The organism is Sphaerisporangium sp. NPDC049457 (assembly GCF_055586705.1).
Genome location: NZ_JBVJHR010000002.1, coordinates 1 through 26,384 on the forward strand (window position 1 = coordinate 1; position 26,384 = coordinate 26,384).

A 26,384-nucleotide genomic window follows, 5' to 3' on the forward strand; every position below is an offset into this window, starting at 1 on the left:
TACATTCCGAACCCGGAAGTTAAGCCTTCCAGCGCCGATGGTACTGCACCGGGGACGGTGTGGGAGAGTAGGACACCGCCGGACAAAATTTCATATACGCAACACGGGCGGTAGTGTCGTGTTGTGTGGTTGCAGGGAAGCCATCCGGTATCCGGGTGGCTTTCCTGCGTTTCAGGACCCTTATCCCCGCGGTCCCCTCTTCTGTCCCGGCCCGGCGCCCTTTCCCTCTGGGCCCTCCTTTTCTCCTCAGTCCCCCCTTCTGTTCCGGAGCCCTTCCCTCTCGGCCCTTTTTCTTCTCTGGGCCTGTGGGATAGGCCACCGCCGGCGATCACTCTTCCCCCGGCCGGGGATCACCCTTCCCCCGGTGACGAGCTGCTCCTCCATGGCGCCGACGCGGCGGGATGCTGGTCGGTGAATCCGGCGTCGTCCTACGGCGCAGCACCCTTCCCGGTGGGAACCGCCTGCCCCCGGTCATCGGCTATTTCTCATGGCGTCCACGGAATGGGGAACTGGTGTGCTGGCCATGGACAGGTGCCGGGTCGGGCACCGTACGACGGCGCCGGCATCGCCGTACCACTTCTCGCCGACCCGGCGCCGGTCATGTCCAGCACATGCTGGGGTGGGGCGGGGTGCCCGGTGGGCGGGTGTCGGTGGTGGTGCCGGGGTCGCCGCCGTGCTGATTCTCGCCGGCCGGCGCTGACCGTATCGGGCACACACTGGGGTGGGGAAGGGGTCCCAGTGAGGGCGTGGGGCTGGGTGCCTTGGGCGGTGTGGGAGGTTAGGGGACGAGGAGGAGGGCGTCGCCTACGGTGCGTTCGGAGCCGTCGGAGGGGTGGTTGACGACCTTGCCCTTGACGATCATCGCGCTCGAGCCGCCGCCGTCGAGGTTGATGGCCTGGCGGGCGCCGAGCCAGAGCATCAGATGAGCGGCTTCGATCATCGAGGCCCCGACGGTGACGCCCGGCTTGCGGCCGTCGACCACGGCGAGGATGAGTCGGCCCGACTTGGTGACGCCCGCCATCGTGCGGGGATGACGGCGCAGGATCATGTTGATGTTCGCCTGGCCGTCGGCCTTGGCGGTGACGTGCTCGTGGCCGTCGCGGACGAGGCCGACGCCGCCGCCGATGATGCTCGTCTCGGGGGTGAGCGGGATGGCCTTCCGGGTGCGCAGGTCGGTGACCTTGCTGGTGATCTTCAGGCTCCAGCTCTCCCAAGCGTGCGACCAGATCCAGTCGGCCATGATGCCGGTGCCGTGCAGGACGCTGGTGCCGGCCGCCACCTTGCCGCCCGCCGGGCGCAGTTCGAGCACCTGGCCCTTGGCGTCCAGGACGGCTTCGGCGCCATCGTCGGCAGGAGTCTTCGCGCCGTACTCCTCGGTGTAGAGCACCAGCTCGTCTGACGCGGGGACGCGGTTGACGCCGTTGATGATCGTCTTCTCGCCGTCGGCGGACGTGGCCGTGATGGCGGTCGCCACCTCGGAGATGCGCGCGGTGCGGCCCTTCAGAATGAGGGCGCTGCGTCCGAGGACGGCCTCGCTCAGCAGGCGGCCGTTCACGACGGAGATGCCGACGGGTTCGCCTCGGAGGTTCTTTTCGGTGTGGATGTTGAAGAAGCCGCCGTTGACCGCGGCGACCGCGCCGGCCTTCTTGGCCATCGAGGAGGTGGTCTCGCGCTTGGCGACCGTCGCCCCGAGGCTGGCGTGGTAGGAGCCGGTGAAGGCGCGGGGGTCGACGGTCAGGACGCGCATGTCCCAGGGGCCGGTGGTCTGCAGCCCGTCGTCGCCGAGGAAGTCGACCTTCGCCTTGACGCCCGACTCTCCGAGCTGCTTGACGATCTTCTCGGCCTCGGCGCGCTCGTCGAGTTTCCACATGCCGACGCGCACCATGTAGCTCAGGCCCGCGGGGAAATCGGCGACGGCCGGGCGGGTGAACTCCTGGATGCCGGCCGGCAGGCCAGCCGCCTGGACCGCCTGGGCGGCGGCGTCGGCTTGCTCCCGGGTGCCGTAATCCTTGCCGTTCATGAGCGCCGACACCGTGTATCCGTCGGTCGGCTCCCCATGGACGAAGGTGAACAGGTCGATGCCCTTGGCGACCGCTTTCTGCTTCCGAGCCGGCTTTCCTGGCTGTCCCAGTGGGAAGTTCGACGTCGGGAGGCCCGAACGGACCCGGGCCGCCGTCGTTTCCGTCGACTGCGCCGCCTTCGCCGAGTGTGCGGCGCCCGTCGATTTCGCCATCGCAGGTGCCGGAGCGGCGACGGCGGCGAGGGATAGAGCGGCAAGTCCGGCGACGAGACGACGTGGCATCAAGGGGCTCCCGTGGGTGATCTGTTCCTCGGTCACCATCGTCTTGGCTGTGGAACGTCAAGCGCCGGTAAACACGCCAACGTCTACGAGAATGTAACCCGGAATGTAATTGGCCCTCGTGCCGGGGGTTGGGGCGGTGCCGGGCCGTGTGGGGAAAGTCGTCGGCGGGGATGGCGCGGATGGCGCGGGCGTCCGGAGGTCCGCGTCGTGGAGTCGGTCCATTCGTGTGGAGTCGGTCCACTGGTGTGGTGATGGGACTCGTGGTGACGGGCTTCGCGGTCGTGCGGTGTTGGGTGTTGAAGGCCGTGTGGGGATTGGTGTTGAAGCCGGTGAAATGCCCAGCCCGGTACCAGTAAGCGTGGGGCGGCAGGGTTGGGTTCGCCGGGCGCCGGGCGCCGGGCGCCGGGTGGCGGGTGGCGGGTGGCGGGTGGCGGTTGCCGGGTGGTTGGTGGCGGGGCGCGGGGGCTTCGGTTTGGCGTCGGGCTTCGGGGGCGGTCGTGCGCGTGATGATCGGTATTTCGGCGTCGTGGTATTCCGCGGTGTCAGAGGACGGCCGGTGCAGGTGGAAGCCCCTTTTGGGATGAGGGCGGCGGAGTGGCCGTAAGGGGCTACGTAAATCTGGTCAATGCCGTGGTCATTCCGGATCAGTCGGCCGCGATCCGCTGTCCGGGCTCGCATTCCGGCGTTACGGTTCGTCAGGCCGCAATCACCGAGCAGGCGGCACACCTTCCTCGAGAGGCACCCGTCATGGGGCTCAACGTTCTTTTCGTGATAATCCTGGCAAGCATGAGCCTTGGTTTCATCCTCGGAGTGATCATGGCTCGGCCGCGCCGGTGGGACGCTTACGTCTGCGCCGACGACGCGGCTCATACGGCTCACGCGACGCGCGCGGACGCCGTTCCCGACCCGTGAGGCGCGGCCTTCAACGGATCTCTCTGCGGAACGACTCCAGCGCCAGGAGCGCCACATGCAGCGACAGGCAAGAGTCGACGTCGTCCAGGTCGGTGTCCAGGACGCGTTCGAGGCGGCGGAGCCGGTCGTAGAACGCGGGCCTGGACAGGTGGGCCCGCTGTGCCGCGACCGCCTTGTTGCGCCCGGCGTCCAGGTAGATGCGCAGGATGCCGGTCAGGTCGCCGCCCCGGTGCGCGTCGTGGGCGAGCAGCGGGCCGAGCTCGCGTTCGGCGAAGGTCTGCAGCCGCGCGTCGTCGCGCAGCAGGTGGAGAAGGCCGCGAAGGCGCAGGTCGGGCAGGCGGTAGAAAGGGCGGCGGTCGGGCTGGCGCGCGGCGGCCTCGGCGACCTGCTCGGCCTCCAGGAAGCTGCGCCGCACCTCTTTGATCGACTCGACCACCGAGCCGGCGGCCAGGACGAACGGGGTGGTGAAGGTGGTGCGGAGCCGTTCGGCCAGGGTGGTGAGCGCGCCTTCGGCGAGGACGCGCGGTGGCAGGGGCAGCAGGACGCCGACGCGGTTCTGGTCGAGCGCGCCGACGAGGGCGGGCAGCTTGGCGTCCCGGCAGGCGGCCGCCGTGGCCTCGGCCAGCTCGCTCAGCTTGGCCTGCAGGTTGAGCACGGTCTCGGCCGGCGGCTCGGCGAGGCGGAGCACGACGCTGATGAGCTTGCGCCCGGTGAGCGGGACGCCGACCGCGCGGGCGCGTGCCGCGACCTCTTCAGGGTCGGCGTACGCGTGGGTCAGGATGCCGGCGATGATCGTGCCGTGCGCCTGGCGTTCGAGGCTTTCTTGGTGGCGCTCCAGCAGCCGTCCGAGGGCGAGCGTGGTCGCGGCCCGTTCGGCCAGGACGATGTCGCGCGGGCTCGGCGCCGACTCGCAGAGCAGGATGAGCCGTCCCCAGTCGTGGCCGCGGGCGCCGACCATCGTCACCAGCCAGCCCGACGAGGGGTCGTAGGCCGTGCGCTCGCGAGGTGCCACGGCGCGTGACCGGGCTTCCCAGTTGGCGAGCAGGATGCCGGTGTCACGTCCGGCGGACTCGCAGGCGAGCACCTGGTGGGCGAGGTTCTCCAGCAACGCCGGCCGGGCCGAGAGGCGGGAGACCTGGGCCAGCACCTCGGCCGGGGAGGCGCCTTCGACCGACAGCTCGGTGAACACCTCGTGCAGTTGCTCGGAGGCGCGCAGCTCTTCGAGCTGGATGTCGATGATGCGGGCGTGCACCGACTCGGTGATCTGCACGAAGGGCGTCTCGCGGGCGAGAGTGACCAGCGGCAGCCCGTGGGTCTCAGCGGCCTCCACGACGGCGCGCGGCAGCTCGCGGATGAACCTGCGGCCGAGCTCCACGATCAGGCCGGAGGCGCCCACGCTCGCCAGGTCGGCGATGTAGTCGGCGAGTTTGTCCGCCTCTTCGGGCAGGGCGACGCCTGTGGTGAGGATGAGCTCGCCGCCGCGCAGCAGATGGGCGATGTCGCTGACCTCGCCGACGTGCACCCAGCGCACGCGCGTGTCCAGCCGGTCGGAGCCCGCGACCACACGTGGGTTGCCTCGGCGGACGGTGTCCAGAGCAAGGACGTCGGCCAAGGTCGGTAGCATATTTACGAGCCTAGCCGATCACGCTGTAAGAACGACCGGCCCCTGTGTGACATAGTGTCCGCCCGTTATGTGGCACTCGTTCCAGTTGGCGGCTGATCGTCCCACCACCTGCTCCCGTCAGGTCGTATCTGTTGACCGGTCGAGTGGATCGGCCGGGTCGGCCGGGTCGGCCGGGTCGGCCGGGTCGAGCAGGTCGGTCGGGTTGGGCGGGCGGGTCCGGTGGGCCTGGTGGGGTGGTCAGGTTTGGTGGAGGCGGAGCGCTAGGCCGTCGAGGAGGGCGGAAAGGCCGTAGTCGAAGCTGAGGCGGCGCAGCTGGGTGATGTCCAGGTCGTGCATGGCGTCATAGCGGGCGAGCAGCTCGGGATGCCCGGCGCCGGCGATGTGGAGCTGGTCGCGAATGTGCCGCATGGACTCGGCCTGGTCGGTGTCGGCGCGGCCGACCATGTTGATCCAGCTCGCCTCTGGTGTGGTGGCGCCCAGGGTGTAGGCGATGACCGAGGCGACGGCGAAGTCGAGGGTGACGCCGGTGAAGCCGCCGGACTCCAAGGCGGTTGTCAAGGTGGCGACCACCTTGAGCGCGTTCGGCCCGATGCTCGGCATGGAGCCGATGAGCGTGATAGACCACGGATGCTGAAGCATCGCGTGGCGCAGCCCATAGGCGAACGCGGCCGCGGTGTCGTGCCAGCCGACCGCCTCGTCGTCGGGCAGGTGCATCTCGCCGTACACCTCGTCCAGCGCCAGCTCCAGTAGCTGCTCTTTGTTCGAGACGTGCCAGTAGATGCTGGTGGCCCCGGAGCCGAGGCGTGAGCCGAGCTTGCGCATGCTGAGGGCGTCGAGGCCCTCGGCGTCGAGCAGTTCGATCGCCGCCTTGACGATGTGGTCGCGGCTCAGCGCCGGCTGCTCGCGGACGGGCGCGGGTTTCTGGGCGCTCTGGCGGGACCAGACCGAGGTGAAGCGTTGTTTGGGCGGCACGTGCGCGGGCTCCTTCGTTCGCTCCAGGATAAATCTGTCGCACACTGTGCGAGCCGTATCGTACGCTGTGCGAGTGAACTCGAACAGTGTACGAGAAGAGGTCGGGCAGGCCCCGGCCAAGCATCCGCGCCGCTGGTGGATCCTCGGCGTGCTGTGCGTGAGCCTGCTGGTGCTCGTGGTCGACAACACGGTGCTCAACCTGGCCATCCCGTCGTTGATCCGCGACCTCGGCGCGAGCCCCGCCCACGTTCAGTGGATCATCGACGCATACGTCCTGGCCTTCGCCGGCCTGCTGCTGACCGCCGGCAGCCTGTCCGACCGGTACGGCCGCCGGCGGTTCCTGATCATCGGTCTGGTGGCGTTCGGGGCGGCCTCGCTGGTCGCGACCCTCGCGCAGGAGCCGTGGCAGCTCATCGGCGCCCGCGCGCTGATGGGGGTGGGCGGGTCGTTCCTGATGCCCAGCACGCTGTCCATCTTGGTCACGGTCTTCGACGACTCCGAGCGCCGCAAGGCGTTCGCGGCCTGGAGCGCCGTCGCCATGGTGGGTGTCATCGCCGGTCCGACGCTCGGCGGTTTCCTGCTGGAGCACTACTGGTGGGGTTCGGTGTTCCTGCTGAACGTGCCCATCGCCGCCGTCGCCGTCATCGCCGCGGTGGTGCTGATGCCGGAGTCCCGCGCGCCGGCCCGCCCCACGGATCCGGTGGGCGCGCTGCTGTCTACGGCCGGCATGGCGGCGCTGGTGTACGTCGTGATCGCCGCGCCCCGCGACGGCTGGAGTTCGGCCGGGTCCGTGGCGGCGATGGCGGTCGCCGTGCTGGCGCTCACCGCCTTCGTGGTCTGGGAGCGCAGGACGGAGCACCCGATGTTGCCCCTGACGCTGTTCCGCGACCGTGACTTCAGCGGATCGTCGTTCTCCATCGTGCTGATGTCGTTCGGCACCGGCGCGCTCCTGCTCATGCTCACCCAGTACCTGCAGTTCGTCCTCGGCTACGGGCCGATGAAGGCCGGCCTGGCCCTGCTGCCGTACGCGGTGGCCGCGGCGATCTTCAACGGGGTGGGCGCCGGGCTGGGGCAGCGGGTGAGCAACCGCGTGCTGATCGCCGGAGGACTGGCCGTGCTGGCGGGCGGTTTCGCGGTGCTCGGGACGGTCGGCCCGGCCGACGGGTACGGCAAGCTGATCGCCGGCCTGCTGGTCATGGGCGTCGGCGGCGGCCTGGCCGGCCCGGCGGCGTACGCGACGCTGATGGGCGCGGTGCCGCAGGAGCACGCGGGGGTCGGCTCGGCGCTGAACGACACCGTCCAGCAGGTCGGCATGGCGCTCAGCGTGGCGATTCTCGGCAGCGTGCTGGCCGGGGTCTACACCGTGAACATGCCCGCCACCGCGCCCGCCGCGGCCCGCGACTCGATCGGCGTGGCCCTGCAGATGGGGGACGCGGGCCTGGCGAGCACCGCCAAGGAGGCGTTCGTGTCGGCGATGTCGTTCGGCTCGTGGGTCGGGGTCGCGTTCACCCTGGCGGCCGCCGCGCTGGCCTTCGCCGTCCTGCGGCCACGTCGGCCCGCGCCCGTGGCCCAGCCGGACCCGGACCTGGACCCGGAGAAGGTCGCCTGAGAGCGCGGACGTCGGCCCCCACGGCGGAGAGCCGGTGTGGGGGCCGCTCGCGTCCACGGAGCTATAGCATTATGTCTGGACATTAAGTTCACCGGGAAACATGACATTTTAGCCTGACCCTAGCAGCATGTAAGGTGATTTCCGGGTACGCCGACACCTTGAAGGTGGGAGCGATGGCGATGAGTAGACATAATCGGTCTATGTCCGACCTGCTGCCACGCCACCGTGCGGTCATGCCCAACTGGCTGTCCCTCTACTACGACGAGCCCATCGAGATCGTCCGGGGGAAGGGCAACCGCGTCGTCGACGCCGAAGGCCACACCTACCTCGACTTCTTCGCCGGCATCCTGACCAACATGATCGGGTACGACGTCCCGGAGGTCCGTGACGCGGTCGAGCGCCAGCTCGCCACGGGGGTCGTGCACACCAGCACCGTCTACCTGCTGCGCGCCCAGGTCGAGCTGGCCGAGAAGATCGCCAGGCTGTCGGGCATCGAGAACGCCAAGGTGTTCTTCACCAACTCCGGCACCGAGGCCAACGAGACGGCTCTGCTGCTCGCGACCTACGCCCGTAGGTCCGACCAGGTGTTCGCCATGCGGCAGAGCTACCACGGCCGCAGCTTCGGCGCCATCTCGGTCACCAGCAACCGCAGCTGGAAGAACAACTCGCTGTCGCCGCTGAACGTCCACTTCCTGCACGGTGCCGACCGTCACCTGGCGCAGTTCCGCGGCCTGTCCGACGCCGACTACATCGCCGCCTGCGTCGACGACCTGCGGCACGTGCTCGCCACCGCGGTGTCCAACGACGTCGCGGCGCTCATCGCCGAGCCGATCCAGGGCGTCGGCGGTTTCACCATGGCGCCCGACGGGCTGTTCAAGGCGTACAAGGAGGTGCTGGACGAGGAGGGCATCCTCTTCATCTCCGACGAGGTGCAGACCGGGTGGGGTCGTACGGGCTCGGCCTTCTTCGGCATCCAGAACCACGGCGTCACTCCGGACATGATGACCTTCGCCAAGGGGCTCGGCAACGGCTTCGCAGTCGGCGGCGTGGTCGCGCGAGGCGACCTGATGGACGCGCCGCACGCCATCGGCCTGGCCACTTTCGGCGGCAACCCGATCTCCATGGCGGCGGCCAACGCCACCCTCGACTACGTCCTCGACCACGACCTGCAGACGCGTGCCGCCACCACCGGCGCCATCCTCATCGACGGGCTGCGCGCCGCCAAGGGCCGGCTGCCGATCGTCGGCGACGTGCGGGGCAAGGGGCTGATGTTCGCCCTTGAGCTGGTCGACCCGGGCACGGGCGCGCCCGCGCCCGCCCTGGCCGCCCGCTTCATGGAGGAGACCAAGAAGCTCGGCCTGCTGGCCGGCAAGGGCGGCCTGTACGGCAACGTGCTGCGCATGGCGCCGCCGCTGACGCTCAGCGAGGACGAGGCGCGCGAGGGGCTGGGCATCATCCTCACCGCGCTGGAAACGATCAACGGGGAGACGGGCAAGTGAACGACGGGCCGGTTCGGGGACCGCTCGACCAGCAAGCGCACGATGACGAGGCCGGGCAGGGCGGGGCGGTGAAACGGGTCACGCACTGGATCGGCGGCGCGCCCGCGTCCGGCGGCTCCGGGAGGCGGGGCGACGTCTACAACCCGGCCACCGGCCAGGTGAGCGCCCAGGTCGACCTGGCCGGCCCCGAGGACGTCGACGCGGCGGTGGCCGCGGCCGCGGCGGCCTTCCCCGCCTGGCGGGACGCCTCGCTGATGAAGCGGGCGCAGGTGCTGTTCCGGTTCCGCGAGCTGATGTACGGCCACCGCGACGAGCTGGCCGCGCTGATCAGCGCCGAGCACGGCAAGGTGCGCTCCGACGCGCTCGGCGAGGTGTCCAGGGGCCTTGAGGTCGTGGAGTTCGCGTGCGGCATCCCGCACCTGCTCAAGGGCGGCTTCTCGGAGAACGTCTCGACGAACGTGGACTCGTTCTCGATCAGGCAGCCGCTCGGCGTCGTCGCGGGCATCACCCCGTTCAACTTCCCGGCGATGGTCCCCCTGTGGATGTACCCCGTCGCCATCGCCTGCGGCAACACCTTCGTGCTCAAGCCCTCCGAGCGCGACCCGTCTGCGTCGCTGCTGATGGCCTCGCTGTGGAAGCGGGCCGGCCTGCCCGACGGGGTGTTCAACGTCGTCCAGGGCGACAAGGCGGCGGTCGACCGGCTGCTCGAGCACCCGGACGTGCGGGCGGTGTCCTTCGTCGGGTCCACCCCGATCGCCCGGTACGTCTACGAGACGGGCACCCGGCACGGCAAGCGGGTGCAGGCGCTCGGCGGCGCCAAGAACCACATGCTGGTGCTGCCCGACGCCGACCTCGACCTGGTCGCCGACGCCGCGGTGAACGCCGGCTTCGGCTCGGCGGGCGAGCGCTGCATGGCGATCTCGGTGGTGCTCGCGGTGGACCCGGTGGGCGACGAGCTGGTCGCCAAGATCGCCGAGCGGGTGAGCGGGCTCACCATCGGCGCGGGCGACGACCCGGACGCCGACATGGGCCCGCTGGTCACCGCCGTCCACCGCGACAAGGTGGCCTCCTATCTGGACACCGCGCTGTCCGAAGGGGCCAAGCTGGTCGTCGACGGGCGGGAGACGCCGATCAAGGGCGGCGCCACCGCCGCCGAGACGCCCGGCTTCTGGCTCGGCCCGACGCTGATCGACCACGTCAGGCCGGGGTCCGCCGTGCACCGCGACGAGATCTTCGGCCCGGTCCTGTCGGTGATCAGGGTCTCCTCCTACGAGGAGGGCCTGCGCATCATCAACGGCACCGAGTACGGCAACGGCACGGCCGTCTTCACCAACGACGGGGGCGCGGCGCGGCGCTTCCAGAACGAGGTGGAGGTCGGCATGGTGGGCATCAACGTGCCGATCCCCGTGCCGATGGCCTTCTACAGCTTCGGTGGCTGGAAGGCCTCGCTGTTCGGCGACACGCACGTCCACGGCACCGAGGGGGTCCACTTCTACACCCGGGGCAAGGTCGTCACCTCACGCTGGCTCGACCCGAGCCACGGCGGCGTCAACCTCGGGTTCCCCACCAACAAGTAGCGAAGGCCTCCGGCCGGTAGGCTGCCTCGCAGAAGTCGGAGCGGACGAGGGGGCGGCCGGCGTGACCACGCGGAGAAGTCGTCGCCGGTCGGCGGCGGCGCTGCTCGCCTCGGCCGCCGTCGCCCTCACCGGGTGCGGCGGCACCGGGCGGCAGGCTCCGGTGGCGACCGTGGCCACGGGGCCGACGCCCAGCGCCTCCGCCTCCAGTTCCGGTTCCGGTTCCGTTTCTCCGGCCGGGTCGCTCCCGCCGTCCGCCTCGCCCACCCAGACGGCCTCGCCGTCGCCGTCACCGTCGCCCAAGGCGCTCGGGCCGGGGGAGGGGTCGGTCACGGTGCTCGCCTACCGGGGGTACGCCGAGTACGGCGGGACCCAACCGGACTACAACTGGGTGGGGCCGTTCGAGACCGCCACCGGCTGCCGGGTCAATCTGCGCTTCCCGCCGTCCGACGACCAGCTGGACAAGACGCTGGCCGGCACCGCGTTCGACGTGGCGTCGGTCCCCCCGCAGGTCGGCGGGCGGTTGATCGCCGAGCGGAAGGTCGTCCCGATCGCCACCTCGCTGCTGTCGCACTACGACGAGATCCCCGAGTGGCTGCGCACACAGCGGGCGCTCACGGTGGGCTCGCGGGTGTACGGCGTGCCGTTCCTGTGGGGGTGGTACGCGACGCTGTACGACAGCGGCAAGACGCGTCCGCCGGCGGGGACCGCGCTGTACACCGGCGGCGGGCCGGTCACGCTCAAGGACAGCCCGATGACCATCGCCGACGCCGCCCTCGCGCTCAAGCGCGAGCGGCCGAAGCTCGGCATCGACGACCCGTTCAACCTCACGCGGGCCCAGCTCGACGCGGCGTTGACGCTGGTCGGCCGGCGGGACGGCGCCGACCGCTTTTACTGGAAGAGGCCGGTCCAGGCGCTGCGGAAGCTCGCCGCCGGCACGGTCGTCGCCGGACGCGCCCTGCCCTCCCAACTGGACACCCTGCGTAGGTCCGGCCATCCGGTGAAGGCCGTGAAGAACGCGAAGGGCGAGCCTGCGACCGGCTGGGTGGACTCCTGGATGATCTCGGCGCGGGCCGCGTCGCCCAACTGCGCCTACCGCTGGATCAACTGGGCGTCCTCCGACAAGGCGCAGCAACGGGCGTCGGTGTGGAACATGCTGGCGCCGGCCAACCCCAAGGCGTGCGCCTTCAGCGACGAGGGACACGCGGCGGCGAGCCAGGCCAGGCTGGAGAAGCGCGTCTGCGCGGCGTTCCGGGTCACCGACGATTCCTGGGGGGAGAAGGTCGACTTCGCCGTCCTTCCCGGAAGCGACTGCGAAGATCGGGGCGGCGACTGCACCGACTACGCCGAGTGGGCGGCCAGATGGCGCTCGCTCGTGGACTGAACGGGGCGCCGTTCACCGGAAGGTGAGAAGGGACACGGGCGGCGCCCGCCGCTCGCCGCTCGCCGCTCGCCGCTCGCCGCTCGCCGCTCGCCGCTCGCCGCTCGCCGCTCGCCGCTCGCCGCTCGCCGCTCGCCGGGCGCCGGGCGCCGAAACTCGGATGCTTCCTCCCGGCAGCCTCGATGCTCCCTCTGACATCGGAGCGGCCTTCCGTGTCCCGTCCCCCCTCCCTGGCGCGTTCCCGCCTCGTGGACATCCAGGTCCGAATACTGGATCGGTCGATTCGGCGGCTGACAGCCGTCCTTCTGGTCACGGATCCGGCTGGGCGGCCACGGAATACGTGGTGAAACCGGGGGCTCGTGACGGGCGACATGTTGATTGGTCGACCAGTCAGTTGGTAGCGTCGCCGCATGCGCATCCTTCTCGTGGGTGCGGGAGGCGTGGGGTCCGCCGTGGTCCCGATCGCCGCCCGCCGTGACTTCTTCGACCACATCGTCGTCGCCGACTATGACCGCTCACGCGCCGAGGCCGTCGTCTCCAAACAGGTGGCCGCCCCGGGAGGTGGCGCACGGGCGGCTGACCGGTTCAGCGCGATCGCGCTGGACGCCTCCGACGAGGCGGCGGTGGAGGCGGCCCTGCGCGAGCACCGGTGCGACGTGCTCTTCAACGCCGTCGACCCCCGGTTCGACATGCCGCTGTTCCGCGCAGCCCTGGCCGCGGGGGCCGACTACCTCGACATGGCCATGTCGCTGTCCCGGCCGCACGCCTCGCGGCCGTACGAACTGCCCGGCGTCAAGCTCGGCGACGAGCAGTTCGCCATGTCGCCGCGCTGGGAGGCCGAGGGGAGGCTGGCCCTTCTCGGCATGGGCGTCGAGCCGGGCCTGGCCGACGTCTTCGCCAGGTACGCGGCCGACCACCTCTTCGAGAGCATCGACGAGATCGGCATCCGGGACGGCGCGAACCTGGTCGTCCAGGGGCCCGACGGGGAGGAGGCCTTCGCGCCCACCTTCTCCATCTGGACCACCATCGAGGAGTGCCTGAACCCGCCCGTGGTGTGGGAGGACGGCGGCTGGCACACCACCGAGCCGTTCAGCGAGCCCGAGGTGTTCGACTTCCCCGAGGGCATCGGCCCGGTCGAGTGCGTGAACGTCGAGCACGAGGAGGTGCTGCTGGTCCCACGCTGGGTGAAGGCCCGCCGGGTGACGTTCAAGTACGGCCTCGGCGCAGAGTTCATCGAGGTGCTGCGGACGCTGCACAAGCTCGGCCTGGACTCCACCGAGCCGGTGCGGATCAAGGGCGTGGAGGTGTCCCCGCGCGACGTCGTGGCCGCGTCCTTGCCCGACCCGGCGACCCTGGGCGACCGGATGCGCGGCAAGACCTGCGCCGGCACCTGGATCAAGGGCACCGGCAAGGACGGCCGGCCGCGCGAGGTCTACCTCTACCACGTCGTGGACAACGAGTGGTCGATGCGCGAGTACGGCGCGCAGGCGGTGGTGTGGCAGACCGCGGTCCACCCGGTCGTGGCGCTCGAACTGCTCGCGCGCGGCACCTGGAAGGGGCGCGGCGTCCTCGGCCCCGAGGCGTTCGACCCCGTGCCGTTCCTGGACCTGCTCAACGAGTACGGCTCCCCGTGGGGCATGCGCGAGCAGTGACCACGCGCCGGCCGCCCGCCGTACCAGGGCGCCGGCATCACCGTAGCCCCATCCCGCCGTCGCGGCGCCATTTCCACGTCTGGTAGCGGGGAGTCTGTCGTGCGTGGCCGGGGCGGCCGGTCCGTGGATGCCGGTCGGGGTGGGGGCGCCGGTATCACCGTGGTGCCGCCGGGGGGCCGGTTCGGGGATGTCCGTTGGGGGTGGAGGTGTGGTGCCCGGGCTCTGGCAGGGCGGTTGTGCGGTGCTGTGGTCGGACGGGTGGTGGCTTTGTGAAGGGTGGGGTCAGGGTAGGGCGGCTTTGCGGTGGGTGGGGTTCTTGCGTGGCGCGGGGGAGGCGGGGAGCAGGGCTTCCGCGCAGTCCTCGCAGGCCATGACGGGGGCGTCGTCGGGGAGCCGGCCGACGCGGACCCGGGGCCTTGGCCACTTCTTGTGGCAGACCACGCACGCGTCCCCTTCGCGCTGCGGGCCGGTCAGGTCGTGCGGGTCGAACGTCAGGTTGAGCCGTGCCGCTCCGGTCGGTTCCCAGCTCATCACGCTCCCGTGGATCGAATGGCTCCTACCCGAACCGTTATAACCTCATTACCCACAGTGATCGACTAGGGCGATGTCAAGGACCGGTTAAATCGCGTCCCTCGCCCCGCCCGTTCAATGACAAAAGGGACACCTCGGGTGAAAGCCGGGTGCCCCTTTCGCGGTGGACCTAAACGGAGGCGATGGCCTTCTCCAGAATGGACAGGCCTTCCTCCAGCAGGTGGTCGGGCATGGAGAGCGGCGGCAGGAAGCGCAGCACGTTGCCGTAGGTGCCGGCCGTGAGCACGACCAGGCCCTCGGCGTGGCAGCGCCTGGCGATCTCGCCGGTGATCGCCGGGTCGGGCTGCTTGGTCCCCGGGACGACCAGCTCGATGGCGATCATCGCGCCGCGGCCGCGCACGTCCCCGATCACGTCGAACCGCTCGGCCAAAGCCTCCAGCCGGGGCAGCATGACGGCGCCGATCCGCCGGGCGCGCTCGACCAGGCCGTCGGCCTCGATGGTGTCGAGCACGGCCAGCGCGGCCTCGCAGGCCAGCGGGTTGCCGCCGTAGGTGCCGCCGAGGCCGCCGACGTGCACGGCGTCGAGGATCTCGGCCCTGCCGGTGACGGCGGCCAGCGGCAGGCCGCCCGCGATGCCCTTGGCGGTGCAGATGACGTCCGGCACGATGCCCTCGTCCTCGCAGGCGAACAGGTGCCCGGTGCGGGCGAAGCCGGTCTGCACCTCGTCGGCGATGAACACGATGCCGTTGGCCCTCGCGTACTCCAGCAGGGCGGGCAGGAAGCCCCGGGCGGGCTCGATGAAGCCGCCCTCGCCCTGGATCGGCTCGATCACGATGGCGGCGACGTTCCGCGCGCCGATCTGCTTGTCGATCGCGTCGATGGCCTGTGCCGCGGCCTCCTCGGCGCAGTTCTCCGGGCCGGTCGGCCACCGGAAGGGATAGGCCATCGGCATCCGGTACACCTCGGGGGCGTACGGGCCGAACCCGTGCTTGTAGGGCATGTTCTTCGCGGTGAGTGTCATGGTGAGCAGCGTGCGGCCGTGGTAGCCGTGGTCGAACACGACGACCGCCTGGCGGCCGGTGGCGTGCCGGGCCACCTTCACGGCGTTCTCCACGGCCTCGGCGCCGGAGTTGACCAGGAACGAGCGCTTCTCGTGGTCGCCGGGAGTGAGGGCGTTGAGCCGCTCGCAGACCTCCACGTACGACTCGTACGGCGTCACCATGAAGCACGTGTGCGTGAAGTCGGCGACCTGCTTGCGCACGCGCTCCACCACGCGCGGCGCGGCGTTGCCGACCGTGGTCACCGCGATGCCCGAGCCGAAGTCGATGAGGGAGTTGCCGTCGGCGTCCACGAGCACCCCGCCGCCCGCGTGGGTGACGAACACCGGCAGCGTGGTCCCGATGCCCGGCGGCACGGCCGACCGCTTGCGCGCGAACATCTCGCGCGACCTCGGGCCGGGCACCTCGGTGACCAGGCGCCGTTCCTGCGGCAGGGACGGGCCGCCTTGCGTGATGGGCTGGTCGGGTGCCACGCCCGGCTGCTGGTTTACCTCACGCTCGATGCTCATGCCTGTGACGTTACGGCCGCCGCGTCCACGTGCCGACTTGGCGACATGTCACAATATGTCCGTCTGGCTTGTCCAACTTGTACAACTCCGGTCACCTGAGGGGTGCCATGGCTCCGACCCTGCGGCGGGTGGTGGCGCTCGCGCCGCTGCGGCTGCGGGTGCGCGCGGGCGAGGGCGCGCTAGAACGGCCGGTGCGCTGGGTCGCGGTGAGCGAGCTGGAGGACCCGACCCCGTTCCTGGAAGGCGACGAGCTGGTCCTCACCACCGGCATGCGGCTGCGCCCCGACGACGCCCGATCCTACGTCTCGCGGCTGGTCGGCCGCGGGGTGGCCGGTCTCGGGTTCGGCGTGGGGCTCGGCCACGAGAGCGTGCCGCCGGAGCTGGTCGAGGCCGCCGCCCGCGCCGGGCTGCCCCTGGTCGAGGTGCCGAGGGAGACGCCGTTCATCTCCGTCGGCAAGGCCGTCAGCGAGATGCTCGCCGCCGAGCGGTACGAGGAGCTCGGCGACGCCTTCGCCGCCCAAGGACGGCTGACCCGCGCCGCGCTGCGGGCGGGCGGCATGGCCGCGGTGGTCCGGCGGCTGGCCCGCGAGATCCACGGCTGGGCCGTGCTGTTCGACGAGACGGGAGACATCCTGCACGCCGCGGGTGACGACGTGGACAAGGGCGCCGCCCTGGTGCGCGGCGAGCTCGACCGGCTGCGCGCCCCCGGCGGCGCGCCCGCCACCCTCGCGCTGTCCGGACCGCACGAGCACGTGATCGTCCAGCCGCTCGGCGACCAGCGGCGCGTCAGCGGCTTCTTCGCGGTCGGCGCGCGGCGGCCCTTCTCGCCGGTCGGGCACACCGTCGTCAACACCGCGGGCTCGCTGCTCGCCCTCTCCCTTGAGCAGCGCCGCGACCGCCTCGCCGCGGTGCGCCGCGTCCGCGCCGCCGTGCTGCGCCTGCTGCTGGCCGGCGAACGGCGGGCCGCCGCCGAGACGCTCGCGGCGCTCCCCGGCGGTCAGGGCGACGCGGCGTTCCTGGAAGGCGGCCCCATCGTGGTACTGGCCTGCGAGCCCGGCGACGCGGACGAACTCCAGGACGCTCTTCCAGGGTTCACCGCGCCGTGGGGCCGGCTCGTGATCGCCCTGGTCGCCGAGGCGGCGGCCGAGCCCGTGATCGCCGCGGCGGCGCTGGGCGGCCGCGTCGGGGTGAGCGAGCCGGTGGAGCCGTCCTTCCTGGCCGCGGGCCTGGAGCAGGCGCAGCGCGCCCTCGCCACGGCCGACCCGGTCATGCGCTTCGCCGACCTCGCCGGGCAGGGACTGCTGTCGCTGGTCGACCCCGGGCTGCTGTCGGGGTTCGCCGCCTCGCTGCTGGCCCCGCTCCGCGAGTACGGCTCGCGCGCCGACCTGGTGGACTCGCTGCGCGCCTACCTCGCGTGCAACGGCCACTGGGACGCGGCGGCCCAGCGGCTCGGCGTCCACCGGCACACGCTGCGCTATCGGATGCGGCGGGTCGCCGAGCTGCTCGGCCGCGATCTGGACGACCCCGCCGTGCGCGCGGAGCTGTGGGTGGCGCTCGCCGCCCCCACCCCCGGCGTCGAACGGGAGCGGCTTCGGTAGGGCGGCCGCCACGCCCCGCTCGGCGGCGAGGCGACGCCGGCCGGGTGGGGCCCGCACGCCCGGGTCCGGAGCCCGGTTCGGCGGCGAATCGACGTCGGCTGGGTGAGGTACGCACGCCGGTTCGGACGGGGAGCGTTCAGTAGGGGGCGGGGGGCAAGGTGTCCTTGCGGACCAGATAACGGCTGATCGCGGCGAGCGTGACCGCCGTGTAGACGTGATCGTCGCGCAGGTGCCCGGCGCGTTCGAGGCTCACCGCGCCCTGCGCCGCCGCCCAGAGACAGTCGGCGATCTTGCGAGGCTGGGTGGGCACCAGATAGCCGGCCGCGATGCAGTCGGCGATGGCCCGGTCGAGGATGTTCACCGCGGCCCTGGCCAGCGTGCGCGCCCGCTCGCTCGGCTCGAAGCCCGGGATCGCCTTCTCGAACATCACGCTGTAGTACCCCGGTTCGGCCAGGCACGCCTCGCGGTAGGCCGGACCAAGAGAGGTGAGGTACTCCAGAGGGTCCGAGTGGTGTGGGACCTCCGAGAGCCTGCGGCGGAACCGCTCGAAGCCCTCAAGGTAGAGCGCCTCGGCGAGCCCTTCCTTGTTGCCGAACATGGTGTACACCACGGTGACCGAGCACCCCGCCTCGGCGGCGATGCGCCGCACCGTCAGGCTGTCGGCGCCCCGGGTGACCAGCAACTCGCCGGCCACCGTGATCAGACGGGCGCGCAGTTCATCCTGCGAGGTCTGGTTGGCCGGTTCATAAGCGCCTTGGAGGCCGAGCGGCGCAGGCGAACCCATGAGCGACTCAGCCCCTTCTCCGTGCGGATCCCGCGCGGACCCGCATGTTGACTTAACCATGTGTCGCGACCTTCAAACCGTCCTGCAACAGAAAACATTCCGAAAATGCGGCATGCTCGCTACAGAACGGGGAAAGAACGTACCTTATGCGGAATGTAGCGGTCTGAGCAGGCACTTGTCCGTACTGGAGTAGCGCCCGGGACCACGGGAAGGCATAGCGTCGGAATATGGACGTACGCCCCTTCTGGCTCGCCGGCTCGCCCGCGACGGGCGATGACGAGCTCACGGTGACCAATCCCCACGACGGCCGCGTCGTCGGCGTCGGCTCGGTGCCGACCCAAAACCAGGTAGAGGAGGCGGTGGCGGCCGCGCACGCCGTCCGCAAAGAGGCCGCGGCGCTGCCGATCCACGTGCGCGCCGAGGCGCTGGCCCATGTCTCGCGCCGCCTGGCGGAGCGCTCGGAGGAGATCGCCCGGCTGATCAGCGCCGAGAACGGCAAGCCGATCTTCTGGGCGCGCGGCGAGGTCGGCCGCGCGGTCTCGACCTTCCGCTTCGCCGCCGAGGAGACCCGGCGCTTCAGCGGCGACGTCCAGCGGCTGGACACCGAGCCGGCCGCGAACGGCCGGCTGGCCTACGTCTCGCGCCAGCCGTACGGGCCGGTGCTGGCCGTCACGCCGTTCAACTTCCCGCTCAACCTGGTGGCCCACAAGGTGGCGCCCGCCATAGCGGTCGGCGCGCCGGTGATCGTCAAGCCGGCCCCGGCGACCCCGCTGTCGGCGCTGCTGCTCGGCGAGATCCTCGCCGAGACCGGCCTGCCGGCGGGCATGTTCTCGGTGCTGCCGGTGCCCAACGACCGCGCCGGCGCGCTGGTCGACGACCCGCGCCTGCCGGTGGTGTCCTTCACCGGCTCGGGGCCGGTCGGTTTCGCCATCAAGGAGCGCGTGCCGCGCAAGCACGTGACGCTGGAACTCGGCGGGAACGCCGCCGCGGTGGTGCTCGCCGACGCCGACCTCGACTGGGCGGCCACCCGCATCGCGCTGTTCTCCAACTACCAGGCCGGGCAGAGCTGCATCGCCGTGCAGCGGGTGATCGTCGAGCGGCCGGTGGCCGAGGCGTTCGCCGCCAAGCTCGTCGCCGCCGTCGAGAGCCTGGTCGTCGGCGACCCGGCCGACGACAAGACGCAGGTGGGGCCGCTGGTGTCGGTCGAGGCCGCCGAACGGGTGGAGCAGTGGGTGGCCGAGGCGGTCGCCGCGGGCGCCAGGATGCTCACCGGAGGCGGCAGGGAGGGCGCCACCATCGCCCCCACCGTGCTGGCGGACGTGCCGGGCGACGCCAAGGTCGTCCGCGAGGAGGTCTTCGGCCCGGTGCTGGTGATCCAGCGGGTCGACTCGGTCGACGAGGCGTTCGCCGCGGTCAACGACTCCAAGTACGGTCTGCAGGCGGGCGTCTTCACCCGCAGCCTGGAGGCGGCCTTCCGCGCCGGGAAGGAACTGGAGGTCGGCGGTGTGATCATCGGCGACGTGCCGTCCTACCGCGCCGACCAGATGCCCTACGGCGGCGTCAAGGAGTCGGGCATCGGCCGTGAGGGCCTGCGCTCGGCGATGGAGGACTACACCTACGAGAAGGTCATGGTGCTCACCGGCCTGACTCTGTGAGCCGGCCGCGTCCTTCGGTGCCAGGTTCGCCGCCACGTCAGGCTCGCTGCGCCGCCTCGAACAGCCGGCGGGCCTGGTCGCCGAAGTACGGTCCGTACATCGTGCCCGGATCGTCGCTGTATTTGAAACTGCTCACCGAGGTCACCACGCCCTGCCCGGACGCCGGGTCGAAGGAGCTCAGCCATGGGCCGCCGCTCGACCCGGCGGTCAGATCGCAGCGCATGCCCTGGTCTTTGGTCTGGCCGTGCGGATCGGCGTGCATGGGACCGGAGCAGTAGATCAGGTGCTCGCCGTCGTAGGGCGGGTCGGCGGGGAAGCCGAACCCGAACGCCCGCCCGCCGCGCGGCACGTCGAACCCGATCTCCTGGCCTCCGACGATCTGGCCGAGATGGCGGTCGCCCATCGGGTTCACCGCCACCATGCCCAGGTCGTGGCTGTCGTCGCCCTTGCGCGACCACGGCTCGGGCACGAGCATGCGCCGGGCGGTGAACACCCCGTAGGGCCTGCTGCCCGACTCGTAGCCCGGCACGAACGTCCAGTTCTCGGCCCAGGCGCCCGCGCCGTCCTTGACGCAGTGGCCGGCGGTGACGACGACGTCCATGTTGCGGCTGCGCACCGCGCCCGCCGAGCAGACGTAGTCGACGCCGCGCACGGTGAGGAACACCCGGCCGGTGGTGCGCGTCACCGCGCCTCCGGCCGACCACCGCGCGGCGCTGGTGTTCACGACCGGGGTGCGCGCGGCCGTCGCCGGAGACCCCGGCGCCCCTGACGCGCCGGACGCCGCCTGCGCGCCCGCCGGCCCCCCGAGGGCCGGCGGGCCGCCGCGGGCGGGAAGGTCGCGGCCGGCCGGCCTCTCGCGGGGCGGAGCGGCCGGGCGTGCGGGGGCGGGCGACGAGGCCGGAGGCCTGCGGTGCGCCGGGGGCCGGGGCGCGGCGATGCGCAGGGGCAGCGCGCCGGAACCCAACCGGCCGATCTTGGCGACCGAGCCGAGCAGCCCGGCGGGCAGCGCCCGCGCCATGCGCCGCGGCGTCCAGTAGGCCACGACCCGTCGCTGCTCGGCCCCGGTGAGGGCGGCCACGTGCTCGACCACCCCCGCCGCCGACGTCACCTGCCCGACCACCTGCCCGGCCACCGGCGCGCTCACCTGCCTGACCACCCCCGCGAACACGCCCGCCCGCGCGGCCGGGAAGGCCGGCGAGGAGAGCGCGGCCGACGGGCCGGCGACCGGCGGCGGCAGGACCCGGAAGGGGTCGGCGGACGCGGCGCCGGCCGGCCCCATGACGAGCGACGCGGCGGCGATCAGGGGGAGGATCGGGGTCATGGATCCCGAGTGTGGACTACCCAAGGTCGCCTTGCGGATACTTTCGGTAAATCAGGTGGCGTCCTGCTTCTGCGCCGCCGTGTAGACCGCCTCCGCCTCCGTCCCGAAGTACGGGCCGAACATCCAGTACGAGGCGAAGTTGTACTTGAAGCTGTTGACCGAGTTAAGCGTGCCCGCACCGGTCGTCTCGCTGAAGTTGACGAACCAGCCGCCGCCGCTGGAGCCGCCGGTCATGTCGCAGGTCAGGCCCTGGTCGGTCGAGATCAGGAAGTCGTCGAACACCCTGCCGCCGCAGTAGATCAGCCTCGAACCGTTGTACGGGCTCGCGGCCGGGTAGCCGAAGGCGTACATCTGCCGCCCGCGCGGCTGGTTGAAGGCCACGCCCTGGCCGCCGACGACGTCGACCAGGCGCTGCCCGTTCAGCGGGGCGACGACGGCGGCGGCCATGTCGTGGTTCATGTCCTCGCTCGCGTTCCACTGGGGGGTGGTGAGCAGGCTGGTGGCGACCCAGGTGCCGTACGGGCGGCTTCCGGCGTTGTAGCCGGGGACGAACACCCAGTTGGTGTGGAAGGCGCCGCCGAGCTTCACGCAGTGCCCGGCGGTGATGACGACGCTCTTGTTGGCGCTGGTGACCGCGGTGCCCGAGCAGGAGGCGTTGCGGCCCTGGTAGGTGAAGAACACCCGCCCCTCGGTGCGGGTGATCGCGCCGCCCGCCGTCCACGGCGCGCCCGACGAGCGGGCGGCCAGCGTGGAGGCCGCTGAGGTCGCGGAGGGGGAGGGCGTGGGGGTGGGCGACTCGGCCGCCGCCGACGGCTCGGGCGTGGCCGGCGCGGTGGGCGCGGCCTGGGTGGGCGAGGCGGAGGCCGTCGGCTCGGCCGGGGTGTCGGCGCGTTTCACGGCGTGCGAGCCGGGTGCGGCCAGGATGATCGCCTTGCCGCCGCCCGGGGCGGCGGTGGTGCGCCCGCCACGCGACCTCACCAGGACCAGCGGCTTGGCCGCGGCCATCTTGGCGGGGGTCCAGAACTGTTTGACCACCCGCTGCTCCTTGGTGGTGTCGGCCGCCTCGTGGACGCTGGGCCTGGGCGCGGCGGACGGCTTGGCCGCCTCGGCGGTCGGAGCGTTCAGCAGGAATCCCGCCGCCGCCACGGGTGTGATCGCGAGGATGGGGATGAGACGTCGTGCCGTGCGGTGCATGCGGGGTCCTCCATGCGGTGGTCGCGGGAGCCGGGCGGGCGCGCCGGCGTACGCGCGCCGGTGTTCGGGCCGGCGCGGGGCACTGGACGCGTGCCCGGCCCCCGCGTGATCGGGTGCCGTGCTCTGACGCGGGAAGTTAGTGCCGCCGAATGCGGCATTTCTCGCTATTCACCGAGACAGGTATGGCGGGTTTCGGGCATTGAACTGCTGCTTTCCCACCCGTCGCACTGGTGACGCATAACGGCGGCCGGTGGGCCGGTGGGAGCGGCCGCGATAATGGGGGGCATGCAGACCCCTCTCGCCGCACCGGCGGCTCCCGCGGGCGACGCGCCGGCGGGTTCCGCGTCCCCGGGCTCCGTGTCCGCGGGCGCCTCCCGCACGCGTCCCGCCGATCGGCCCGGCCCCGTGGATCCGCCCCGCCCCGCCGAGCCGCGCTCGATCGTCGTGCTCGGCTCCACCGGCTCGGTGGGCACCCAGGCTCTGGAGGTCATCGAGCGCGATCCCGCGAGCTTCCGGGTCGCCGGGCTCGTCGCGGGCGGCGGGCAGGTCGACGTGCTGGCCGCCCAGGTCAGGCGCTTTCGTCCTGAGATCGTCGCGGTGGCCGACGAGCGGGCCGTCCCGGCGCTGCGCGCGGCGATCGGGCCGGTGCCGATCGTGGCGGGCACCGAGGGGGTGGCGCAGGTGGCGGCCTGGCCCTGCGACATCGTGCTGAACGGCATCACCGGGGCCGTCGGGCTGACCTCCACGCTCGCGGCGCTCTCCGCCGGACGGGTTCTGGCCCTCGCCAACAAAGAGTCGCTCATCATCGGCGGCCCGCTGGTCAAGCGGCTGGCCGGTCCGGGCTGCATCCTGCCGGTCGACTCCGAGCACTCCGCCCTGGCCCAGTGCCTGTGGGCGTCCGGGCCCTCGGGGTACGACCCGGCGCAGGTGCGGCGGCTCGTGGTCACGGCGAGCGGCGGCCCGTTCCGCGGCCGCACGCGCGCGGAGCTGACCGGCGTGACGCCCGAGCAGGCGCTGAAGCACCCCACCTGGGACATGGGGACGGTCATCACGCTGAACTCCGCGACGCTGGTCAACAAGGGCCTGGAGGTCATCGAGGCCAACCTGCTGTTCGACATCCCCTTCGACCGCATCGCCGTGGTCGTCCACCCGCAGTCGGTCGTCCACTCGATGGTGGAGTTCGTCGACGGGTCCACCATCGCGCAGGCCAGCCCGCCCGACATGCGGCTGCCGATCTCGCTGACGCTGGGCTGGCCGTCGCGCGTGCCGGGGGCGGCCCGCGCCGTCGACTGGACCAAGGCCCACACCTGGACGTTCGAGCCGCTGGACGACGAGGCGTTCCCGTCGGTGGCGCTGGCCCGGCACGTGGGCACCCAGGGCGGCACGGCGCCGGCCGTCTACAACGCGGCCAACGAGATGTGCCTGGAGGCGTTCCTGGACGGGCGGCTGCCGTTCCTCGGCATCGTCGACACCGTCGCGGCCGTGGTCGGCGAGCACGCCGTGACGCCCGCGGACTCGGTGGAGGAGGTCCTGGACGCCGACGCCTGGGCGCGCGCCCGCGCCCGCGAACTGGTCGCCGGTCAGGCGGCGGGGTAGCGGCGCGGACCGGGGTGGTGGGAGTCACAGGTGGCCGGGAACTCCTGGTTCATCGGTGGTCCCGAGCCCAGCGGTCCGCGCGGGTCCCTAGACTGGAGGACGTCTGAGCGCGTCGCCACTACCAAGGTGCTGGAAAAAGATGACATCTGTTGATCTGGGAATTCCCTCGGTACGGAGCAAGCCGATCGCCGAGCGGCGGGTTTCGCGGCAGATCATGGTGGGGTCGGTGCCGGTGGGCGGCGGTGCGCCGGTCACGGTGCAGTCCATGACCACCACGCTGACCGCCGACGTGAACTCCACGCTCCAGCAGATCGCCGAGTTGACGGCGTCCGGCTGCCAGATCGTCCGCGTGGCCGTGCCCTCGCAGGACGACGCCGACGCGCTGCCGATGATCGCGCGCAAGTCGCAGATCCCGGTGATCGCCGACATCCACTTCCAGCCGAAGTACGTCTTCGCCGCCATCGACGCCGGGTGCGCGGCCGTCCGGGTGAATCCCGGCAACATCAAGAAGTTCGACGACAAGGTCGGCGAGATCGCCAGGGCCGCCGCCGCGGCTGGCGTCCCCATCCGCATCGGCGTCAACGCCGGTTCGCTCGACCCGCGCCTGCTGGCCAAGTACGGCAAGGCCACTCCCGAGGCGCTGGTGGAGTCGGCGCTGTGGGAGTGCTCGCTGTTCGAGGAGCACGGCTTCCGCGACATCAAGATCTCGGTGAAGCACCACGACCCCGTCGTCATGATCCAGGCGTACCGCCTGCTCGCGGCGCGGTGCGACTATCCGCTGCACCTCGGCGTGACCGAGGCCGGCCCGGCGTTCCAGGGCACGATCAAGTCGGCGGTGGCCTTCGGCGCGCTGCTCGCCGAGGGCATCGGCGACACGATCCGCGTCTCGCTGTCGGCGCCTCCGGTCGAGGAGGTCAAGGTCGGCATCGGCATCCTCGAGTCGCTGAACCTCCGCGAGCGCGGGCTTGAGATCGTCTCCTGCCCCTCCTGCGGGCGTGCCCAGGTCGATGTGTACACCCTGGCCGAGCAGGTGCACGCCGGGCTCGACGGGCTGAAGGTCCCGCTGCGGGTGGCCGTGATGGGTTGTGTGGTGAACGGCCCTGGCGAGGCCCGCGAGGCCGACCTGGGCGTCGCCTCGGGCAACGGCAAGGGCCAGATCTTCGTCAAGGGCGAGGTCGTCAAGACCGTCCCCGAGTCGCAGATCGTCGAGACTCTCATCGAGGAGGCTCTGCGCCTGGCCGAGGAGATGGGCGTGGACGTCGACCTCGACGACGACACGTCCGGCCCGCAGGTCGTCGTCGGCTAGGGCTCGCGCCGGCGCCGGGCACGGGGTGTGGAGGGGCCATCGGGCCTGGTGAGAGCGGTGGCGGGTTTCCAGTGTGAGGTCGCGCTGGTGTATGCATGAAGAATGCGGCACGGACGCCCGGCTTCTCGTCCGCGCCGGCCGTGGCGTCCTGGTCACGCGCTGGTGGCGCTCCCGCTCGCGCTGATCGTGCTGATCACCATCGCCGACCTGCTGACTCCCCGCCAGATCGTGCTCAGCCCTCTGCTCATCACCGCTCCCGCGGTGACCGCCTCGTTCGCCGGGCCGTGGGTGACGGCGACGATCGGGGGGCTGGCCGTCCTCGCCCAGCTCTTCCTCGACTTCTACGACGGCCTGCTCGGGGCGCGTCCCGTGCAGGCGCAGTTCGTCGCGGCCGTCGTGGTGACCACGTTCCTGGTGCTGTTCTCCTATCTGCGCGCGCGGCACCAGCGGGTCCTCACGCGCGTGCGGTCGGTCTCGGAGGTCGCGCAGCGGGCGCTGCTGCGGCCGCTTCCCCCGAGGCTCGGGCCGCTGCGGCTCGCCTCCGCCTACCTCGCCGCCGAGGAGGAGGCCCAGATCGGCGGCGACCTGTACGCCGCGGCGCGCACCGACGCGCGGACGCGCATCGTCATCGGTGACGTCCGCGGGAAGGGGCTTCCCTCGGTCTCCGACGCCGCCCTGCTCGTCGGCGCCTTCCGCGAGGCCGCCCGCCTGCACGCGACCCTGCCGGACGTGGCCAGATATCTGGACGAAAGCGTGCGGACCGACCTGGCCGAGCAGGCCTGCGACTGCGCGCAGGCCGTCGAGAGCTTCATCACCGCCGCCGTGCTGGAGATCCCGCACGACCGGGCGGTGGTCGACGTGATCAACTGCGGGCACCCGCCGCCGCTACTGCTGCGCGACCACCACGTCATGACCCTGGAGGCCGCCAAGCCCGCGCCCCCGCTGGGCCTCGGCGAGCTGGGCGACGCCGCCTACGAGGTGGAGACGTTCGACTTCAAGGCCGGTGACACGCTGCTGCTCTACACCGACGGCGTCATCGAGGCCCGCGACCGTGGCGGCCGCTTCTATCCGCTGGCCGGGCGGTTGCTGAGCTGGGAGGGCGACGGGCCCGAGACGCTGGTCGAGCACGTCCGCGCCGACCTGCTCACCTATGCCGGCGGGCGGCTCGGCGACGACGCCGCCATGGTGGCGATCCAGCGCCTGCCCGACTGAGAGCCCGTGACGCGATGTGCATCGCGGCGCCGGCCGGTATTACGGTAGGCAATCGAATGACTACAGATCGATAAACGTTGGGCCGGGTCGGCCGT

At 71.6% G+C, this 26,384-nt stretch carries 19 protein-coding genes and 1 rRNA gene; 12 read left to right on the forward strand and 8 right to left on the reverse strand.

Annotation, left to right across the window (positions count from 1 at the left end; translation table 11 throughout):
* Positions 1-84 (forward strand): 5S ribosomal RNA (rrf, locus tag ACZ6QO_RS03410); the annotation flags it as partial.
* Positions 85-778: 694 nt separating this feature from the next.
* Here rrf and ACZ6QO_RS03415 read toward each other — a convergent pair.
* Positions 779-2,020, reverse strand: coding sequence for a phosphodiester glycosidase family protein (locus ACZ6QO_RS03415; protein WP_465847247.1), 1,242 nt, complete (start codon positions 2,018-2,020; stop codon positions 779-781).
* A gap of 876 nt (positions 2,021-2,896) precedes the next feature.
* On the opposite strand from ACZ6QO_RS03415, the gene ACZ6QO_RS03420 reads away from it, so the two are divergent.
* Positions 2,897-3,214, forward strand: coding sequence for a hypothetical protein (locus ACZ6QO_RS03420; protein WP_465847249.1), 318 nt, complete (start codon positions 2,897-2,899; stop codon positions 3,212-3,214).
* Between the two features lie 10 nt (positions 3,215-3,224).
* Here the strand turns inward: ACZ6QO_RS03420 and ACZ6QO_RS03425 are convergent, their stop codons facing one another.
* Positions 3,225-4,838, reverse strand: coding sequence for a PucR family transcriptional regulator (locus tag ACZ6QO_RS03425; RefSeq protein ID WP_465847251.1), 1,614 nt, complete (start codon positions 4,836-4,838; stop codon positions 3,225-3,227).
* 237 nt (positions 4,839-5,075) lie between these two features.
* Complete coding sequence (locus ACZ6QO_RS03430) at positions 5,076-5,810, reverse strand: TetR/AcrR family transcriptional regulator (protein ID WP_465847253.1); 735 nt, start codon at positions 5,808-5,810, stop codon at positions 5,076-5,078.
* A gap of 73 nt (positions 5,811-5,883) precedes the next feature.
* On the opposite strand from ACZ6QO_RS03430, the gene ACZ6QO_RS03435 reads away from it, so the two are divergent.
* The 5 genes from ACZ6QO_RS03435 to ACZ6QO_RS03455 all read left to right on the forward strand — a co-directional run bounded on the left by ACZ6QO_RS03435 (position 5,884) and on the right by ACZ6QO_RS03455 (position 13,525).
* Complete coding sequence (locus ACZ6QO_RS03435) at positions 5,884-7,419, forward strand: MFS transporter (protein ID WP_465847254.1); 1,536 nt, start codon at positions 5,884-5,886, stop codon at positions 7,417-7,419.
* Between the two features lie 200 nt (positions 7,420-7,619).
* Positions 7,620-8,918, forward strand: coding sequence for an aspartate aminotransferase family protein (locus tag ACZ6QO_RS03440; RefSeq protein ID WP_465847256.1), 1,299 nt, complete (start codon positions 7,620-7,622; stop codon positions 8,916-8,918).
* A gap of 68 nt (positions 8,919-8,986) precedes the next feature.
* Entirely contained in the window at positions 8,987-10,495 is a 1,509-nt protein-coding gene (locus ACZ6QO_RS03445) for a CoA-acylating methylmalonate-semialdehyde dehydrogenase (RefSeq protein WP_465848063.1), read from the forward strand.
* 61 nt (positions 10,496-10,556) lie between these two features.
* Complete coding sequence (locus ACZ6QO_RS03450) at positions 10,557-11,876, forward strand: extracellular solute-binding protein (RefSeq protein WP_465847258.1); 1,320 nt, start codon at positions 10,557-10,559, stop codon at positions 11,874-11,876.
* A 407-nt stretch (positions 11,877-12,283) separates the two neighbouring features.
* A complete protein-coding gene (locus tag ACZ6QO_RS03455) occupies positions 12,284-13,525 on the forward strand; it encodes a saccharopine dehydrogenase family protein (protein ID WP_465847259.1) in 1,242 nt (413 codons plus the stop codon).
* Positions 13,526-13,807: 282 nt separating this feature from the next.
* Here ACZ6QO_RS03455 and ACZ6QO_RS03460 read toward each other — a convergent pair whose 3' ends face one another.
* A complete protein-coding gene (locus tag ACZ6QO_RS03460) occupies positions 13,808-14,056 on the reverse strand; it encodes a hypothetical protein (RefSeq protein ID WP_465847260.1) in 249 nt (82 codons plus the stop codon).
* A gap of 169 nt (positions 14,057-14,225) precedes the next feature.
* Positions 14,226-15,623 carry a 4-aminobutyrate--2-oxoglutarate transaminase gene (gene gabT / locus ACZ6QO_RS03465; protein WP_465847261.1) on the reverse strand — a complete coding sequence of 466 codons (1,398 nt, stop codon included), beginning with the start codon at positions 15,621-15,623 and terminating at the stop codon, positions 14,226-14,228.
* Positions 15,624-15,730: 107 nt separating this feature from the next.
* On the opposite strand from gabT, the gene ACZ6QO_RS03470 reads away from it, so the two are divergent.
* Positions 15,731-17,221 (forward strand): PucR family transcriptional regulator, encoded by a 1,491-nt coding sequence (locus ACZ6QO_RS03470; RefSeq protein WP_465847262.1) that lies wholly within the window; start codon positions 15,731-15,733, stop codon positions 17,219-17,221.
* 136 nt (positions 17,222-17,357) lie between these two features.
* On the opposite strand, the gene ACZ6QO_RS03475 is transcribed toward ACZ6QO_RS03470, so the two are convergent.
* Positions 17,358-18,005: a TetR/AcrR family transcriptional regulator gene (locus ACZ6QO_RS03475; RefSeq protein WP_465847264.1), complete on the reverse strand. Its 648-nt coding sequence runs from the start codon at positions 18,003-18,005 to the stop codon at positions 17,358-17,360.
* A 227-nt stretch (positions 18,006-18,232) separates the two neighbouring features.
* Between ACZ6QO_RS03475 and ACZ6QO_RS03480 the strand changes: the two genes are divergently transcribed.
* Complete coding sequence (locus ACZ6QO_RS03480) at positions 18,233-19,660, forward strand: aldehyde dehydrogenase family protein (protein ID WP_465847266.1); 1,428 nt, start codon at positions 18,233-18,235, stop codon at positions 19,658-19,660.
* 37 nt (positions 19,661-19,697) lie between these two features.
* On the opposite strand, the gene ACZ6QO_RS03485 is transcribed toward ACZ6QO_RS03480, so the two are convergent.
* On the reverse strand, positions 19,698-20,981 hold the full coding sequence (locus ACZ6QO_RS03485; RefSeq protein ID WP_465847267.1) for a trypsin-like serine peptidase: 1,284 nt from the start codon (positions 20,979-20,981) through the stop codon (positions 19,698-19,700).
* A gap of 51 nt (positions 20,982-21,032) precedes the next feature.
* The gene (locus ACZ6QO_RS03490; protein WP_465847269.1) at positions 21,033-22,175 is read right to left on the reverse strand and encodes a trypsin-like serine peptidase; all 1,143 of its coding nucleotides are present in this window, start codon (positions 22,173-22,175) and stop codon (positions 21,033-21,035) included.
* Positions 22,176-22,460: 285 nt separating this feature from the next.
* On the opposite strand from ACZ6QO_RS03490, the gene dxr reads away from it, so the two are divergent.
* The 3 genes from dxr (at position 22,461) to ACZ6QO_RS03505 (ending at position 26,289) form a co-directional block, all read left to right on the forward strand.
* On the forward strand, positions 22,461-23,771 hold the full coding sequence (gene dxr / locus ACZ6QO_RS03495) for a 1-deoxy-D-xylulose-5-phosphate reductoisomerase (protein WP_465847270.1): 1,311 nt from the start codon (positions 22,461-22,463) through the stop codon (positions 23,769-23,771).
* A 139-nt stretch (positions 23,772-23,910) separates the two neighbouring features.
* Positions 23,911-25,077 (forward strand): flavodoxin-dependent (E)-4-hydroxy-3-methylbut-2-enyl-diphosphate synthase, encoded by a 1,167-nt coding sequence (gene ispG, locus ACZ6QO_RS03500; RefSeq protein WP_465847272.1) that lies wholly within the window; start codon positions 23,911-23,913, stop codon positions 25,075-25,077.
* Between the two features lie 162 nt (positions 25,078-25,239).
* Positions 25,240-26,289, forward strand: coding sequence for a PP2C family protein-serine/threonine phosphatase (locus ACZ6QO_RS03505; protein ID WP_465847274.1), 1,050 nt, complete (start codon positions 25,240-25,242; stop codon positions 26,287-26,289).
* The last annotated feature ends 95 nt before the right edge of the window (positions 26,290-26,384 follow it).

Bases quoted from the DNA above. Each gene is read 5' to 3' on its own strand.
- ispG (WP_465847272.1), top strand. From the start codon at position 23,911: ATGACATCTGTTGATCTGGGAATTCCCTCGGTACGGAGCAAGCCGATC.
- ACZ6QO_RS03475 (WP_465847264.1), bottom strand. From the start codon at position 18,005: ATGGGTTCGCCTGCGCCGCTCGGCCTCCAAGGCGCTTATGAACCGGCC.
- ACZ6QO_RS03415 (WP_465847247.1), bottom strand. From the start codon at position 2,020: ATGAACGGCAAGGATTACGGCACCCGGGAGCAAGCCGACGCCGCCGCC.
- ACZ6QO_RS03480 (WP_465847266.1), top strand. From the start codon at position 18,233: ATGGACGTACGCCCCTTCTGGCTCGCCGGCTCGCCCGCGACGGGCGAT.
- ACZ6QO_RS03425 (WP_465847251.1), bottom strand. From the start codon at position 4,838: ATGCTACCGACCTTGGCCGACGTCCTTGCTCTGGACACCGTCCGCCGA.
- ACZ6QO_RS03490 (WP_465847269.1), bottom strand. From the start codon at position 22,175: ATGCACCGCACGGCACGACGTCTCATCCCCATCCTCGCGATCACACCC.
- ACZ6QO_RS03460 (WP_465847260.1), bottom strand. From the start codon at position 14,056: ATGAGCTGGGAACCGACCGGAGCGGCACGGCTCAACCTGACGTTCGAC.
- gabT (WP_465847261.1), bottom strand. From the start codon at position 15,623: ATGAGCATCGAGCGTGAGGTAAACCAGCAGCCGGGCGTGGCACCCGAC.
- dxr (WP_465847270.1), top strand. From the start codon at position 22,461: ATGCAGACCCCTCTCGCCGCACCGGCGGCTCCCGCGGGCGACGCGCCG.
- ACZ6QO_RS03455 (WP_465847259.1), top strand. From the start codon at position 12,284: ATGCGCATCCTTCTCGTGGGTGCGGGAGGCGTGGGGTCCGCCGTGGTC.
- ACZ6QO_RS03485 (WP_465847267.1), bottom strand. From the start codon at position 20,981: ATGACCCCGATCCTCCCCCTGATCGCCGCCGCGTCGCTCGTCATGGGG.
- ACZ6QO_RS03470 (WP_465847262.1), top strand. From the start codon at position 15,731: ATGGCTCCGACCCTGCGGCGGGTGGTGGCGCTCGCGCCGCTGCGGCTG.
- ACZ6QO_RS03440 (WP_465847256.1), top strand. From the start codon at position 7,620: ATGTCCGACCTGCTGCCACGCCACCGTGCGGTCATGCCCAACTGGCTG.